This window comes from Cupriavidus sp. 96C5-1 (assembly GCF_057798855.1).
This window is the reverse complement of sequence record NZ_JBYOJU010000028.1, coordinates 107,566-122,641: the sequence shown is the minus strand read 5'-3', so window position 1 is coordinate 122,641 and position 15,076 is coordinate 107,566. Positions and strand designations below refer to the sequence as shown.

The 15,076-nt window shown below is 67.6% G+C and carries 13 protein-coding genes; 10 read left to right on the top strand and 3 right to left on the bottom strand.

Features of this window, described 5'->3' with window-relative positions:
* Nucleotides 1-147: 147 nt before the first annotated feature.
* The 3 genes from AC3FOF_RS26990 to norR form a co-directional block, all read right to left on the bottom strand.
* On the bottom strand, nt 148-1,533 hold the full coding sequence (locus AC3FOF_RS26990) for a NarK family nitrate/nitrite MFS transporter (RefSeq protein WP_017223979.1): 1,386 nt from the start codon (nt 1,531-1,533) through the stop codon (nt 148-150).
* A gap of 77 nt (nt 1,534-1,610) precedes the next feature.
* Nucleotides 1,611-2,894, bottom strand: coding sequence for an MFS transporter (locus AC3FOF_RS26985; protein ID WP_017223978.1), 1,284 nt, complete (start codon nt 2,892-2,894; stop codon nt 1,611-1,613).
* Between the two features lie 184 nt (nt 2,895-3,078).
* Nucleotides 3,079-4,647, bottom strand: coding sequence for a nitric oxide reductase transcriptional regulator NorR (gene norR, locus AC3FOF_RS26980; protein ID WP_276263751.1), 1,569 nt, complete (start codon nt 4,645-4,647; stop codon nt 3,079-3,081).
* A 149-nt stretch (nt 4,648-4,796) separates the two neighbouring features.
* On the opposite strand from norR, the gene ytfE reads away from it, so the two are divergent.
* From ytfE to nirJ, 10 genes are all read left to right on the top strand, one after another.
* Nucleotides 4,797-5,477, top strand: coding sequence for an iron-sulfur cluster repair protein YtfE (gene ytfE, locus AC3FOF_RS26975; RefSeq protein ID WP_276263750.1), 681 nt, complete (start codon nt 4,797-4,799; stop codon nt 5,475-5,477).
* A gap of 41 nt (nt 5,478-5,518) precedes the next feature.
* The gene (locus AC3FOF_RS26970; RefSeq protein ID WP_017230995.1) at nt 5,519-7,804 is read left to right on the top strand and encodes a nitric-oxide reductase large subunit; all 2,286 of its coding nucleotides are present in this window, start codon (nt 5,519-5,521) and stop codon (nt 7,802-7,804) included.
* Between the two features lie 308 nt (nt 7,805-8,112).
* The gene (locus AC3FOF_RS26965) at nt 8,113-9,795 is read left to right on the top strand and encodes a nitrite reductase (RefSeq protein ID WP_035818480.1); all 1,683 of its coding nucleotides are present in this window, start codon (nt 8,113-8,115) and stop codon (nt 9,793-9,795) included.
* A gap of 182 nt (nt 9,796-9,977) precedes the next feature.
* Complete coding sequence (locus AC3FOF_RS26960) at nt 9,978-10,283, top strand: c-type cytochrome (RefSeq protein WP_017230997.1); 306 nt, start codon at nt 9,978-9,980, stop codon at nt 10,281-10,283.
* Nucleotides 10,265-10,654 (top strand): c-type cytochrome, encoded by a 390-nt coding sequence (locus AC3FOF_RS26955; RefSeq protein ID WP_488728345.1) that lies wholly within the window; start codon nt 10,265-10,267, stop codon nt 10,652-10,654. Before AC3FOF_RS26960 ends, AC3FOF_RS26955 begins: the two co-directional genes overlap by 19 nt.
* Nucleotides 10,579-11,829 carry a cytochrome D1 domain-containing protein gene (locus AC3FOF_RS26950; RefSeq protein WP_276263551.1) on the top strand — a complete coding sequence of 417 codons (1,251 nt, stop codon included), beginning with the start codon at nt 10,579-10,581 and terminating at the stop codon, nt 11,827-11,829. Before AC3FOF_RS26955 ends, AC3FOF_RS26950 begins: the two co-directional genes overlap by 76 nt.
* Before the next feature lie 13 nt (nt 11,830-11,842).
* The gene (ahbB, locus tag AC3FOF_RS26945; RefSeq protein ID WP_488728344.1) at nt 11,843-12,826 is read left to right on the top strand and encodes a siroheme decarboxylase subunit beta; all 984 of its coding nucleotides are present in this window, start codon (nt 11,843-11,845) and stop codon (nt 12,824-12,826) included.
* Entirely contained in the window at nt 12,823-13,311 is a 489-nt protein-coding gene (locus tag AC3FOF_RS26940; RefSeq protein WP_488728343.1) for an Lrp/AsnC family transcriptional regulator, read from the top strand. The genes ahbB (AC3FOF_RS26945) and AC3FOF_RS26940 overlap by 4 nt, the downstream gene beginning before the upstream one ends.
* Nucleotides 13,312-13,416: 105 nt before the next feature.
* Nucleotides 13,417-13,872: a siroheme decarboxylase subunit beta gene (gene ahbB, locus AC3FOF_RS26935; protein WP_488728354.1), complete on the top strand. Its 456-nt coding sequence runs from the start codon at nt 13,417-13,419 to the stop codon at nt 13,870-13,872.
* A 2-nt stretch (nt 13,873-13,874) separates the two neighbouring features.
* Entirely contained in the window at nt 13,875-15,038 is a 1,164-nt protein-coding gene (gene nirJ, locus AC3FOF_RS26930; protein ID WP_488728342.1) for a heme d1 biosynthesis radical SAM protein NirJ, read from the top strand.
* Nucleotides 15,039-15,076: the final 38 nt, after the last annotated feature.

Below are 15,076 nucleotides of genomic sequence, written 5' to 3'. Positions count from 1 at the left end.
CCGTCGGGCAATCGGTCCAGGGATGTTCCAAGCTTATCGGCCAGGCCCGGCGGCGCCCATTCGCTGGTGGAGGAGTAGGGCGCGATGCGCTCGGGCTAGTTCGGCCGCGGCCGCCTAGTTCGGAAGAACTAGGCCGGCCGGCGCCGTTCAGCAGGGCATGGGTGCATGCTTGCGTGCGTAGTACCACCAGGTCACCAGCACGCAGCTCACATAGAAGGCCACGAAGCAGTACAGCGCCGCGTCCGCCGAGCCGGTCAGCTCCAGCGAGGTGCCGAAGCTCTTGGGAATGAAGAAGCCGCCGTAGGCGCCAATGGCGCCGGAAAAGCCCAGCACCGCGGCCGATTCCTTGCCGGCGTCCAGCAGCGCCTGCTTTTGCGCCGCCTCGTCCTTGCCGCGCGCGGCGCGCTGGCGTTCGGTCAGGAAGATCACCGGGATCATGCGGAAGGTCGAGCCATTGCCGATGCCGGTCAGCGCGAACAGCACCACGAACGCCGCCAGGAAACCCTGGAAGCTGCCGCCGGCGCCGTCGTGCGGCAGCGTGGCCAGCACGCCGAACACGGCGGCAATCATCGCCACGAAGCTCCACAGGGTGACCCGCGCCCCGCCGAGCTTGTCCGACACCCAGCCGCCCACCGGCCGCATCAGCGCACCCACCAGGGGCCCGAGGAAGGCATAGGCGGTGGGGTTCACCCCTGGGAACTGTGACTTGGTGAGCAGCGCAAAACCGGCCGAGAAGCCGATGAACGAGCCGAAGGTGCCCACATACAGCCAGCACATCAGCCAGTTGTGCTTGCGCTTGAAGATCACCGCCTGGTCGGCGAACGAGGCACGCGCATCGGCGATGTCGTTCATGCCGAACCACGCGGCGAGGGTCGCGGCCAGGATGAACGGCACCCAGATGAAGCCGGCGTTCTGCAGCCACAGGCTCTTGCTCACCTCGCCGGCCTGGTAGGTCTGGGCGTCACCGCCAAAGGCGCCGAACAGCCCCACGGAAACCACCAGCGGGGTCAGGAACTGCACCACCGATACGCCCAGGTTGCCGATGCCGGCATTGAGCCCGGTCGCCAGGCCCTTCTTGGCCTTGGGAAAGAAGAAACTGATATTGGACATCGAGGAGCTGAAGTTGGCGCCGCCGAATCCGCACAGCAGCGCCAGCACCAGCAAGGTGGGATAGCTCGTGGTGGGGTCGCGCAGCGCGAACCCCATGCCCAGCGCCGGCACCAACAGGGTGGCGGTGGAGATCGCCGTGAAACGCCGGCCGCCGAAGATCGGCACCAGGAAGGCGTAGAAGATGCGCAGCGTGGCACCCGAGAGCGCGGGCAGCGCGGTGAGCCAGAACAGCTGGTTCTTGCTGAAGCGGAAGCCGGCGCGGTCCAGGTTGACCGCCACCACGCTCCATAGCATCCAGATCGCGAAGGCCAGCATCAAGGCGAGGATCGAGATCCACAGGTTGCGGTAGGCGATGCGCTCGCCGTGGGTGCGCCAGAAGGTCTTGCTTTCAGGCTCCCAGCGGGTTAGTACGGAACTAGACATGACTGTCCTATGTGTCGGATAGAGGAATGAGGAATGAGGAACAGGGAAATGTGGAATAGGGAAGGCGGAGCGCCGATTCAGGCCGGCTGTGCCGCCAGCACGCGCTGGCCGGCGTCTGCGCCCTTGCCGCGCTGGCTGTAGTGCATCCACACCAGGCTCACGCAGACGGTGCCGTACATCAGCATGAAGCAGCTGCTGCGCACGCCGCTCAGGTCCGCCAGCAGGCCGAACAGCACCGGCAGGATGAAGCCGCCCAGGCCGCCGGCCAGCCCCACCACGCCGGAGACGGCGCCGAGGTTATGGCCGAAATCGTTGGCGATGAACTTGAACACCGACGCCTTGCCCACCGCCATGGCAATGCCGACGATAAAGAGCAGTGCGGTGAACGGCAGCGCCGACAGGCCGATATGGAAGGCCTGCGGGCCGCGCGCGGTGTGGATGATGAAATCGGTCTGCGGGTAGCTGAGGAGGAAGAACGCCACCCAGCACACCCACATCACCCACCAGGTGGTGCGGTGCGCGCCGTAGCGGTCCGAGATCCAGCCGCCGATGGCGCGCAGCACGCCGCCCGGCAGCGAGAAGCAGGCCGCCAGCAGGGCGGCGATCTTGATGTCGAAGCCGTACTCGCCGATGTAGTACTTGGTCATCCACAGCGACAGGCCGACATAGCCGCCGAACACCACCGAGTAATACTGCGAGTAGCGCCAGACCCGCGGGTCGCGCAGCATGGCGAACTGGGCCCGCAAACCAGCCGAGGACTTCACGCGGTGGGCGGGATTGCTGGATGAGAACACCCAGAACAGCACCGCCGTGACCAGCATGGCGATCGCGTACACGCGCGGCACCACGGTCCAGCTGCCACCGGCGGCAACGATCAGTGCCGGGGCGACGAACTTGGTCAAGGCCGAGCCGGAGTTGCCGGCGCCGAATATGCCCATGGCCAGGCCCTGGCGGGAGCGCGGAAACCAGCGCGCCACATAGGGCGTGCCGACCGAGAACGAGCCGCCCGCCAGGCCCACGAACAAGCCCAGGACAAGCAACTGCGGGAGCGTGGTGGCATGCGAGATCATCCAGATCGGGATGACCGTGACCAGCATCAGCACAAAGAAGACGATGCGGCCGCCGTAGCGGTCGGTCCAGATGCCCAGCGGCACGCGGACCAGCGCGCCGCTGAGCACGGGCGTGGCGGCCAGCAGGCCGAACTGGGTTTCGGACAAGCCGAGTTGCTGCTTGATGGGAATGCCCAGCACGGCAAACATCATCCATATGGCAAAGCAGATGGTGAAGGCGAAGGTGCTGGACGCCAGTACCGCATAGGCGCGACGCGGCACAGGTTCGTGCGGGAGGGGTTGAGTGGCCATGGCCATGCTCCTGTGTCAACAATGACGATCGGCTCCCAGCGTAGAGAGCGCGGCCGCGGTTGACCATTCGCCGGCAGCACATGTGGGGGGGCGGGTGTCGTTTGTCCCTTGGGGGGGGGGGGCCCGGCCGGGGGGCGCCCACGGCGCTGCGGAAAAGGGTGTCAGGCCGCCTGGCGGGTTGCGTTCAGCGCGCTAACCGGTGCGGCCTGTCGTCATGCTTGACGCCGAGCCGGCGCGCGAGTTTGTGCAGGTTGCTCGCGTCCACGCCCAACTGGCGGGCGGCCTGCGCCCAGTTGCCGCCCTGCGCGGCCAGTGCCTGCTCGATGCAGTGCCGCTGGCATTGGTCCACCGCGTCGCGCAGGGTTGCGGCCGAGGGCGCGAATGCATCCGGCGCGGCGATTGGCGGCGGGGCGGCCGCGCCGGCCGGTGCAGGCTCCAGCCCGTCGAGGTCGAGGAGTTCCGCCTCCAGGGTGACGATGTCGTTGCGGTTCGCGCCGCGGCTGACGGTCTTGAGCGCCGCCCGGCTGATCACATGCTCCAGTTCGCGCACATTGCCCGGCCAAGGGTAGCGGCGCAGCGCAGCCTCGGCCGCGCCGGACAAGCGCAGGCTGCGCAGGCCCAGCCGGGCGCGGTTGAGTTCCAGCATCCGGCCCGCCAGCAGCAGCACGTCGTTGCCGCGCTCGCGCAGCGGCGGAATCGGGATCGGGTAGACCGAGAGCCGGTGATACAGGTCGGCGCGGAAAGAGCCGTCGCGCACGTGATCGCGCAAGCTGCGGTTGGTGGCCGCGATGATGCGCACGTCAACCCGGCGCGGCCGGTCGGAACCCAGGCGCTGGAGCTCGCCGTTCTGCAAGGTGCGCAGCAGCTTGGCCTGGATCGAGAGGGGAAGCTCGCCCACCTCGTCAAGAAACAGCGTACCGCCGTCGGCCGCCTCGAAGCGGCCCGGCCTTTCGCCCACCGCTCCCGAGAACGCGCCCTTGGCGTGGCCGAACAGCTCGCTCTCGGCCAGCGACTCAGGTAACGCCGCGCAGTTGACATGGATCAGCGGCTGGGCACGCCGCCGCGAAAGCCGGTGCAGCCGGTGCGCGAACAGCTCCTTGCCCACGCCGGTTTCCCCCAACAGCAGCACCGGCAGCTCCGAGTCGGCCACCACCGTGAGCTCGTGCAGCAGGCGGCTGATCGCCTCGCTCTGGCCGATGATCTCGCCATCGTCCCGGGCCGCGTCGCCCAGCGGCGCTTCGCCTCGCGTGAGCCGCAGCGCGCGGATCTCGGCTTCCAGCCGTGTCGTGCGGATGGCCGCCTCGACGACTACCGTCATTTGCCGCAAATCGGCCTGCGCCTCGTCGCCAAAGGTGCCGACCGTCAGCGCGTCCAGCGTCAGCACGCCCCACGGCTGGCCTTCCACATGCAGGCTCGTTCCCATGCAGTCATGCACAGGCAGAGGCTCGCCCACGTGCTCGTCGATCAGCCCGTCGTAGGGGTCGGGCAGCATGCTGTCATGGTGGAAGCAGGTCACGCCGCGCCTGGCCAGGATGGCGGCCAGGCGCGGATGCAGGCCCACCGCGAAACGCCGCCCGAGGGCATCGCGCACCAGCCCGTCGATCGCCACCGGGCGCAGCTGATCCTCTTCGAGTTGCAGCAGCGCGACGGCGCCGCAGCGGAAATGGGCACGCAGGCTGCCAACCAGGCGCTGCAGCCGCACGGCCTGGGGAAGGTCGGCGACGAGGTCCGTGAGCAGAAGGTTCTCCATCATGGTTAATTAAACCCTTTATGGTGTTTTTCACCTTCATTTTGCAAGGGTAAATAATACCGTCAAAAAACCAAGCTGTTGATTTTTTTAATTAATTTTTCAGGCACGGGTTTCGCTATGTGAATGATGCACATCTTGAACAGGAGAACATCATGAGCATGACCGATCAATCGCTGGGCCAGCTTGCCCGCCAGATTCCCGGCGCCACCCGGGTGTTTCACGACTACCAGCTGGATTTCTGCTGTGGCGGCAAGCAGAGCCTGGGCGAGGCCGCGCAAGCCGCGGGCCTGGATGCGCAGGCCATCGAGGCACGCCTGCTGTCGCTGCAAGCCCAGGCGCAGCGCGACGGCCGCGATTGGGGCGCCGCGTCCGCGGCCGACCTGATCGTCCACATCCTGGCGCGCTACCACGAGGTGCATCGCCAGCAACTGCCCGAGCTGATCCGCCTGGCGCGCCGGGTGGAGCAGGTGCATGGCGACCGCCAGGATTGCCCGCTCGGCCTGGCGGATCACCTCGGGGTCATGCAGCAGGAGCTGGAGAGCCATATGCAGAAGGAAGAGCAGATCCTGTTCCCGCTGCTTGCACGTGAAGCCGGCAACATGGCGGGCGGCCCCATCACGGTCATGCGCATGGAACACGACGAGCACGGGCAGGCGCTGCAGCATCTCAATCTATTGACCAATGACATCACCTTGCCCCGCGCCGCCTGCAACACCTGGCGCGCGCTGTACCTGGGGCTGCGCACCTTCCGCGAAGACCTGATGGAACACATCCATCTCGAGAACAACATCCTGTTCGACAACGCCGAGCAAGCCGCCCCGGCCCACGCCTGACCCAACCGCGACAGGCACACGAATCACAGCGAGACCCCATCATGGGACAATACAAAAGACTCTGGTTCACCCTGATCGCCGTTCTGGCGGTCACGTTTGCGCTGCTTGGCTACTACGGCACCGAGGTCTACCGCAAGGCGCCGCCGATTCCGCAGCAAGTCGTTACCGCTGACGGCAAGGCCCTGTTCAGCAAGGACGATATCCTCGACGGCCAGACTGCCTGGCAGTCCGTCGGCGGCATGCAGCTCGGCTCGATCTGGGGCCACGGCGCCTACCAGGCGCCGGACTGGACCGCCGACTGGCTGCACCGCGAGCTGACCGCCTGGCTCGACCTGGCTGCGCAGGATACCTACGCCCGGGCCTATGCCAGCCTCGACGGGCCGGCACAGGCCGCGCTGCGCGAGCAGCTGCGTGCCGAGTACCGTAGCAACCGCGTCGACCAGGACAGCGGCGTGCTCACCGTCTCCAAGCGGCGCGCGCAGGCCATGGCCGCCACCGCCGCCTACTACGAACAGCTGTTCTCCGACGCACCGGAGCTGCGCAAGAGCCGCGAGAGCTTCGCCATGAAGGAGAACACGCTGCCCAGCGCCGAACGGCGCATAAAGCTGACCCACTTCTTCTTCTGGACCGCATGGGCCGCCGCCACCGAGCGCCCCGGCCTGACCGCCACCTACACCAATAACTGGCCGCACGAGCCGCTGATCGGCAACCAGCCCACCAGCGAGAACATCATCTGGTCCATCGCCAGCGTGGTGGTCCTGCTGGCGGGCGTCGGCTTCCTGGTGTGGGCCTGGTCATTCCTGCGCGGGCATGAGGAGGCGCCGCCCGCCGTGGCTGCGCACGATCCGCTCACGACGTTCGCGCTCACGCCGTCGCAACGCGCCTTGGGCAAATACCTGTTCCTGGTGGTGGCGCTGTTCGTGTTCCAGGTGATGATCGGCGGCCTGACGGCGCACTACACGGTGGAGGGGCAGAAATTCTACGGCCTCGAACTGTCGAAGTGGTTCCCGTACACGCTGATGCGCACCTGGCACATCCAGAGCGCGCTGTTCTGGATCGCCACCGGCTTTCTGGCTGCCGGCCTGTTCCTGGCGCCGCTCATCAACGGCGGCAAGGACCCGAAGTACCAGAAGCTTGGCGTGGACGTGCTGTTCTGGGCCTTGGTCGTCGTCGTCGTGGGCTCGTTCACCGGCAACTACCTGGCGATCGCGCAGATCATGCCCGAGAACCTCAACTTCTGGCTGGGACACCAGGGCTACGAGTACGTCGACCTCGGCCGGCTGTGGCAGATCGGCAAGTTCGCCGGCATCCTGTTCTGGCTGGTGCTGATGCTGCGCGCCATCGCGCCGGCGCTGCGCACGCCGGGCGGCGACAAGAACCTGCTGGCCTTGCTGACTTCCTCCGTGGTGGCCATCGGCCTGTTCTACGGCGCGGGCCTGTTCTACGGCGAGCGCACCAATCTGTCGGTGATGGAGTACTGGCGCTGGTGGGTGGTGCACCTGTGGGTCGAGGGCTTCTTCGAGGTGTTCGCTACCACGGCGCTGGCCTTTATCTTCTCCACGCTTGGCCTGGTGTCGCGGCCGATGGCCACCGCGGCCAGCCTGGCATCGGCGTCCCTGTTCATGCTGGGCGGCCTGCCTGGCACCTTCCACCACCTCTACTTCGCGGGCACCACGACGCCGGTGATGGCGGTGGGCGCCAGCTTCAGCGCGCTCGAAGTGGTACCGCTGATCGTGCTGGGCCATGAAGCCTGGGAAAACTGGCGCCTGAAGGACCGCGCACCGTGGATGGCCAACCTGAAATGGCCGCTGATGTGCTTCGTTGCCGTGGCGTTCTGGAACATGCTGGGCGCCGGTGTGTTCGGCTTCATGATCAACCCGCCGATCTCGCTGTACTACGTGCAAGGCCTGAATACTACTGCGGTGCATGCCCATGCGGCGCTGTTCGGGGTCTACGGTTTCCTGGCGCTGGGCTTCACGCTGCTGGTGTTGCGCTATGTACGGCCGCACTACGTACTGAACCAGGGCCTGGCAAAGACAGCGTTCTGGGGCCTCAACGCCGGCCTGGTACTCATGATCGGCACCAGCCTGTTCCCGATCGGCATCATCCAGTTCCACGCCAGCGCCAGCCAGGGGCTGTGGTATGCGCGCAGCGAGGCCTTCATGCAGCAGCCCCTCCTGCAGACGCTGCGCTGGGTACGCACCTTCGGCGACGTGGTGTTCATCGTCGGCGCGCTCTCGATGGCGCTGCAAGTGGTGCTCGGCCTCGCCGGCAAGGCACCGGCGCTGGCCGCGCCGGAAGGGCGCCTGAACGCCGCGCAACGTTAAGCGCAGTCGCGGCATCAGGCAAGTCACGGGTTGCGGCGGCTCTGCCGCGGCAACCCGCTGGTTGAAACAGCAGCCGCCCGGGCTCCCGGCCCCGCGGCTGTTTTTGCGTTCATGGCGGCGCCGCCACGGAGCCGGTCAGGTCCGCGAACGCGCGGCCATCAAGTGATAGGCAAGCAGCTTGCCGACTGCTTGATGCCAATCAAGCGCGCATCGGCATTTCTTCGACATGATGTGTGCACTGCCTTTGCCGCGCGATGCCACGTGCGACAAAGGCCTCGCGGTTTCCCCAACTCGCTGAAGAAGAGCATATGAAAGCGAAATCCTGGATGTTCCCCGCACTCGCGGCGCTGCCGCTTTCCCTTTGGCTCGGGCTGACTCACGCGGACACCGCAGTGTCCCCGCAAGCCCGCGCGCCGGGGCAGCAAGCTAGCGATGCTGCCGCACCCGCACTGACACCGGCCGAGTTCAACCAGGCGCGCCAGATCTACTTCGAACGCTGCGCCGGTTGCCATGGCGTGCTGCGCAAAGGCGCGACCGGCAAGCCTCTGACTCCGGACATCACGCGCGAGCGCGGTACCGAGTACCTGAAGACCTTCATCAAGTACGGCAGCCCGGCGGGCATGCCCAACTGGGGCACCTCGGGCGACCTGTCGGATACGGAAGTGGACCTGATGGCGCGGTATATCCAGCTGGATCCGCCCACGCCGCCCGAATTCTCGCTGGCCGACATCGAGAAGAGCCGCAAGGACGTCGTGCCGGTGGCGCAGCGCCCGACGCGCAAGATGAACGCCTACAACCTCGACAACCTGTTTTCGGTGACGCTGCGCGACGCCGGCGAAGTCGCGCTGATCGACGGCGACAGCAAGCAGATCATCACCATCGTCAAGACCGGCTATGCCGTGCATATCTCGCGCATGTCCGCCTCTGGCCGCTACCTGTACGTGATCGGGCGCGACGCCAAGATCGACCTGGTCGACCTGTGGCTGCCCAAGCCGGACATCGTCGCCGAGGTCAAGGTCGGGCTGGAGGCACGCTCCGTGGAGACCTCCAAGTACAAGGGCTATGAGGACAAGTACGCGGTGGCCGGGACCTACTGGCCGCCGCAGTACGTGATCATGGAGGGCGACACGCTCAAGCCGCTCAAGGTGGTATCGACGCGCGGCATGACGGTGGACAACGAGTACCATCCGGAGCCGCGCGTGGCCTCGATCGTGGCCAGCCACTTCCATCCCGAGTTCGTGATCACGGCCAAGGAAACCGGCAAGATCCTGATGGTCAATTACGCTGACCTGAACAACCTCAAGACCACCACCATCGACTCGGCCAAGTTCCTGCATGACGGCGGCTTCGATGCGAGCGGGCGCTACTTCATGGTGGCGGCCAATGCCTCCAACAAGATCGCCGTGGTCGACACCAAGCAAGACAAGCTGGCTGCGCTGGTCGACGTGGGCAAGACGCCCCATCCCGGGCGCGGTGCCAACTTCGTCCATCCGAAGTACGGCCCGGTGTGGGCCACCAGCCATCTCGGCGACGAGACCGTCAGCCTGATCGGGACCGACCCGGCCGGCCACAAGGCGCAGGCGTGGAAGGTCGTGCAAACCGTGCAGGGGCAGGGCGGCGGCTCGCTGTTCATCAAGACGCATCCGAAGTCGCACAACCTGTGGGTGGATACGCCGCTCAATCCGGATCCCAAGCTCAGCCAGTCGGTCGCGGTGTTCGACACCCGCAAGCTTGAAGACGGCTACAAGGTGCTGCCGATCGCGCAATGGGCGCAGCTCAAGGGCGAAGGCGCCAAGCGCGTGGTGCAGGCAGAGTACAACCAGGCCGGCGACGAGGTCTGGTTCTCGGTCTGGGGCACCAAGGACGGTGAATCCGCGCTGGTGGTGGTCGACGACAAGACGCGCGCGCTCAAGACGGTGATCAAGGATCCGCGTCTGGTCACGCCCACCGGCAAGTTCAACGCGTTCAACACCCAGCACGACATCTACTGAGCGCCAGTGTCCTCAATCACAAAATCGTTGCATCAGTTGGCCGATAAGGCGCGCGATCCGTCGTCACCAATGCGCGCAAGGCTTCAGCCTTGCTGCGCTTCGCTCGCAGGCGCCCACGCCTTCTCGACTGACTTGTTTCTACAACGAATCTCAGACTCAGGACACTAATCCGGAGCAATCACATGCATGCAAGCAACGCAATCGCCGCGGCGCTGATCGCCGCCTTCCTGCCGGCGGCCGCGCACGCCAGCGCCGAGCTGGCCAGCAGCAAGGCCTGCCTGGCCTGCCACGGTGTCGACAAGAAGCTCGTGGGGCCGGCTTTCAAGGACGTGGCTGCGAAGTACAGGGGCAGCAAGGACGGCCAGGCGCAGATGGTCCAGTCGATCCTGCAGGGCAGCAGCGGCAAGTGGGGGCCGATTCCGATGCCGGCCAACCGCGTGAGCGAAGCGGAAGCCGGCACGCTGGCCAAATGGGTACTCAGCCTGTAGGCCGGGCCATGGCGGCCACGCGCGCGCTGGTGCTGGCGCTGGCTTGCGCCACCGCGGCGGGTATCGCCGCGGCCGCCGCTCCGGCGCCGGCACGGCAGGCGCAGCTGGCGCGCTGGCTGCGCGACGATTGTGGCGCATGCCATGGCATGACCCTGCGTGGCGGCCTGGGGCCGCCGCTCGTCGCGGCGGCGCTGGCCGGCAAGCCACACGACGCCCTGGTGGCAACCGTGCTGCAAGGCCGCCCCGGCACCGCGATGCCCCCCTGGCAACCCTTCATGACGCAAGACGAAGCAGCATGGCTGATCGAACGACTTCAGGCGGGCGAAGCGCCCGCCGTACTACCTCCCGCAAGCACTGGACCGGCCCGCTGAAGCTGGCCGCCGCGCTCGCCCTGGCTGCCGCCGGCCTGGCTGGCTGCGCCGGCGGGGCGGACGGGATGATGCGCGGCACCGGTGACCTGGGCGTGGTGATCGAGCGCGCCGCCGGCCGCATCCAGGTCGTGGAAACCTCGGGCATGACCCGGCTGGCCACCGTGGCCGGGCTTGGCGACCTGTCGCATGCCAGCGTGGTGTTTTCGCGCGACGGCCGCTATGCCTATGTCTTCGGCCGCGACGGCGGCCTGTCGCGCGTGGACCTGCTGCGCGCGCGCGTGACGCATCGCGTGATGCAGGCCGGCAACAGTATCGGCGGCGCCATCCTGCAGGACGGCAGCGTGGTGGCAGCGCAGAACTATGCACCCGGCGGCATCCGCCTGTTCGATGCCGCCACGCTGGAGCCGCTGGCCGAGATCCCCGCCATCGGCCGCGACGGCCGCCGCTCCAAGGTGGTCGGCCTGGCCGACTTGCCGGGGCGGCGCCTGGCCGCCAGCCTTTTCGAATCCGGCGAGATCTGGATTATCGACGCAGCCGATCCGCGCCATCCACAGGTCACCCGGCTCGACGCCGGCCGCGAGCCATACGACGGGCTGGTCACACCCGATGGCCGCTGGTACCTCGCCGGTCTCTTCGGCGAGGACGGCCTTGCGCTGGTGGACCTGTGGCAGACCCCGCCGGCGGCGCGCAAGGTGCTGGCGGGCTACGGCCGAGGCGAAACCCGGCTGCCCGTCTACAAGATGCCGCACCTGCGCGGCTGGGCGATGGCGCAAGGCCAGGCCTGGCTGCCGGCGGTAGGGCGCCACGAAGTCCTGGTGGCCGATCCGGCGCGCGGATGGCAGGAGAGCGGCCGCGTTGCGCTGGCCGGCCAGCCGGTCTTCGTGATGGCCCGCCCGGACGGGCGGCAGGTCTGGGTCAATTTCGCCTTTCCCGACAACGACACCGTGCAGGTAATCGACACCGCCACGCGCCAGGTGGTGCGCACCATCAAGCCATGCCGGGGCGTGCTGCACATGGAATTCACGCCCAAGGGGGAAGCGGTATGGCTGTCATGCCGCGATGAAGACCGCGTCGAGGTCTACGACACCGCCAGTTTCGCCCGCCTCGCCACGCTGCCGGCCGACAACCCGAGCGGCATCTTTTTCACCGTGCGCGCGCAGCGCTTCGGCATGTAGATCCACACCGACCATGTACGACGAACGCCAACTCTACGACCACATCCAGCGGGATTTTCCGCTACAGCCGCGGCCCTTCCAATGCGTGGCCCAGGCGCACGGCCTGAGCGAACAGGCCGTGCTCGGCCTGCTGGCGCGCGATCTGGGCGCCGGACGCGTCAGCCGCATCGGCGCGGTCTTCGCCCCCAACACGATCGGCGTCAGTACGCTTGCCGCCCTCAAGGTGGAGCCGGCCTGGCTGGACCGGGTGGCGGCACGCATCAGCGCCAATGCCGCCGTCAGCCACAACTATGCGCGCCACGGGCACGCGTATAACCTGTGGTTTGTCGCCGGGGCGCGGCACCGCGCGGCGCTCGACGCGGCACTGGCAGAGATCGGCGCCGAAGCCGGCCAGGCGCCGCTGGACCTGCCGCTCGAGCGCGAATACCACATCGACCTGGGCTTCCCACTGTGCAGCGAGGTCCGCAAGCCATCGTGGCCGACGGTCAGGATGCCGCCCCTGCAGCGGCTGGACGACGACGACTGGCGCCTCGTGGCGGCGCTGGAAGCGGGCCTGCCGCTGACCCCGCGCCCTTATCACGCGCTGTCCCGGCAATGCGGCATGCCGCTGGATCGCGTTCTGGCACGGCTATCCCAGTGGCACGCCTGTGGCGTGATCCGGCGCTTCGGCGCGATCCTGCACCATCGGCGCTTTGGCTACAGCCATAACGCGATGTGCGTGTGGGACGTGCCGGATGGCCGGGTCGATGCGCTGGGCAAGCGCCTGGCGCGGCTCTGCGCGGTCAGCCTGTGCTACTGCCGCGCGCGGCGGCTGCCGCATTGGCCATACAACCTGTTCGCCATGGTTCACACGCGCAGCGAGGATGAACTGCAGGCCGCGCTGGCGCTGTTCGACCAGCAATGCGGGCTGGCCGCCGCGCCGCGCGCGGTGTTGCTGGGCAGCCAGTGCTACAAGCAGCGCGGCACCCGTTATGCCGGCGCGCAGGTCAGCCTATGAGCGCAGCCCGCACTTTGGCCACCGGGGTATCGCCCGTAGTACTGGACGCGCTCGACCGCCGCATCATCAACGCCCTGCAAGGTGGCTTTCCGCTGACGCCGCGCCCCTATGCCGATGCAGCCGGTGCGCTCGGCACCGACGAGGCCACGCTGCTGGCGCGCCTGCAGGCGATGCTCGATGGCGGGATACTGACCCGCTTCGGTCCCCTGTACCAGATCGAACGGGCGGGGGGGCGCTTCGTGCTGTGCGCCTGCCACGCGCCGGCCGCGCGCACGGAAGCCGTGATCGCGGCCATCAATGCCCATCCAGAGGTTGCCCATCACTACGCGCGTACCCACCACCTCAACCTGTGGTTCGTGCTAGCGGTCGCGCACCCGGACGCCGTGGCGCAGACGCTCGCGCGCATCGAAGCCAGTGCCGGGGTGGCGGTGCTGGCCTTCCCCAAGGAGCGGGAGTTCTACGTCAATCTCTACCTGAGAGCATAAGCATTCATGCACGATAAGCTCCTCACGCAAGCATTGGATACCCCGTTCTCCGGCATTTCCGGCGCTGACGATGCCGCCTTGCCCGACGCGATCGACCGCGCCTTGATGCGCGCCACGCAAGCCGGGCTGCCGTTGGTGGCAGCGCCCTATGCGGCGCTGGGCGCCGCGCTTGGCATCAGCGAGCGGGAGGTCATCGCCCGTTTCGAGGCGATGCGGGCCAGTGGCCTGATGCGCCGGCTGGGCGCGGTTCCCAATCACTACGCGCTGGGCTGGCGCGCCAACGGCATGACCGTATGGGACGTGGCCGACGAGCGCATCGAGGTGCTTGGCCAGCGGGTCGGCGCGCTGCCTTTCGTCAGCCACTGCTACCGGCGCCCGCGCCGGCTGCCGCAATGGCCCTACAACCTGTTCGCCATGGTCCACGCACGCACGCGCGCGCAGGCATTGCCGCTGGTGGCGCAGATCGGCGCCTTGCTGGGCGACGCCTGCCGGGCGAACGATGTGCTGTGGTCCACCCGCATCCTGAAGAAGACCGGGCTGCGCCTGCTGCAAGGAGACTAGATATGTTCCGCCTGTCCCGATTCATGGAAGCCCTGCGCGACGGCGGCCCGGTGCCGTCCGCGCGCAAGCCCGCCGGCCCGGTGGTCATCTGGAACCTGGTGCGGCGCTGCAATCTCAACTGCAGGCATTGCTATTCCACGTCGGCCGATACCGACTTCAAAGGAGAGTTGACCACGGCCGAAGCCCTTGCCGTGCTGGCGCAACTGAAGCAGGCACGCGTGCCTGCGCTGATCCTGTCGGGCGGCGAACCGCTGCTGCGGCCCGACCTGTACCAGTTGGCCGGGCGTGCGCGGGCGCTGGGTTTTCACCTGTCGCTGTCGTCCAACGGCACGCTGCTTGACGGCGCGCACGCGGCGCGGCTTGCCGGCGCGGGCTTTGACTACGTGGGCGTCAGCCTGGACGGGCTCGAAGCCACCCACGATCGTTTCCGGCGCTGTGCCGGCGCGTTCGCGCAGGCGCTGGCGGGCCTGCGGGCCGCCAGCGCCGCCGGCCTGCGCGTGGGCGTACGCATGACGCTCACCGAAGCCAACGCGGCGGAACTGCCCGCGCTGGTGGCGCTGACAGAGGCCGAGGGTATCGACAAGTTCTACCTGTCCCACTTCAACTATGCGGGCCGCGGCCGCGGCCACCAGGACGACGATGCCCGCCATGCCGGCACCCGCGCGGCACTGGACTGGCTGTTCGACCACGTATGGGCGCGCGCGCGGCAAGGCCGCGCCGGCGATTTCGTCACCGGCAACAACGATGCCGACGGCGTCTACCTGCTGCACTGGATCGCGCGGCGCTATCCCGCGCGCGTGGCCGACATGCGGCGGCGCCTGGTGGACTGGGGCGGCAACGCCACCGGCGTGAACGTGGCCAATATCGACAACCTCGGCAACGTCCACCCGGACACCATGTGGTGGCAGGTGACGCTGGGCAATGTGCGCGAACGGCCGTTCGGCGAGATCTGGGCCGATTGCAGCCATCCGCTGATGGCCGGCCTGGCCGCCCGGCCGCGCCCGCTGCAGGGCCGCTGCGCAAGCTGCGCGCAGCGCGCCATCTGCAACGGCAACACCCGTGCGCGCGCCTATGCCGTGAGCGGAAACCCCTGGGCCGAAGACCCGGGCTGTTACCTGACCGAGGCGGAGATCATGACGCCGCTGGCTGCGGAGGCCCTGGTGTGAACACTTCGATCCCGTCGTCGCGATGGTGCGCGCTGGCC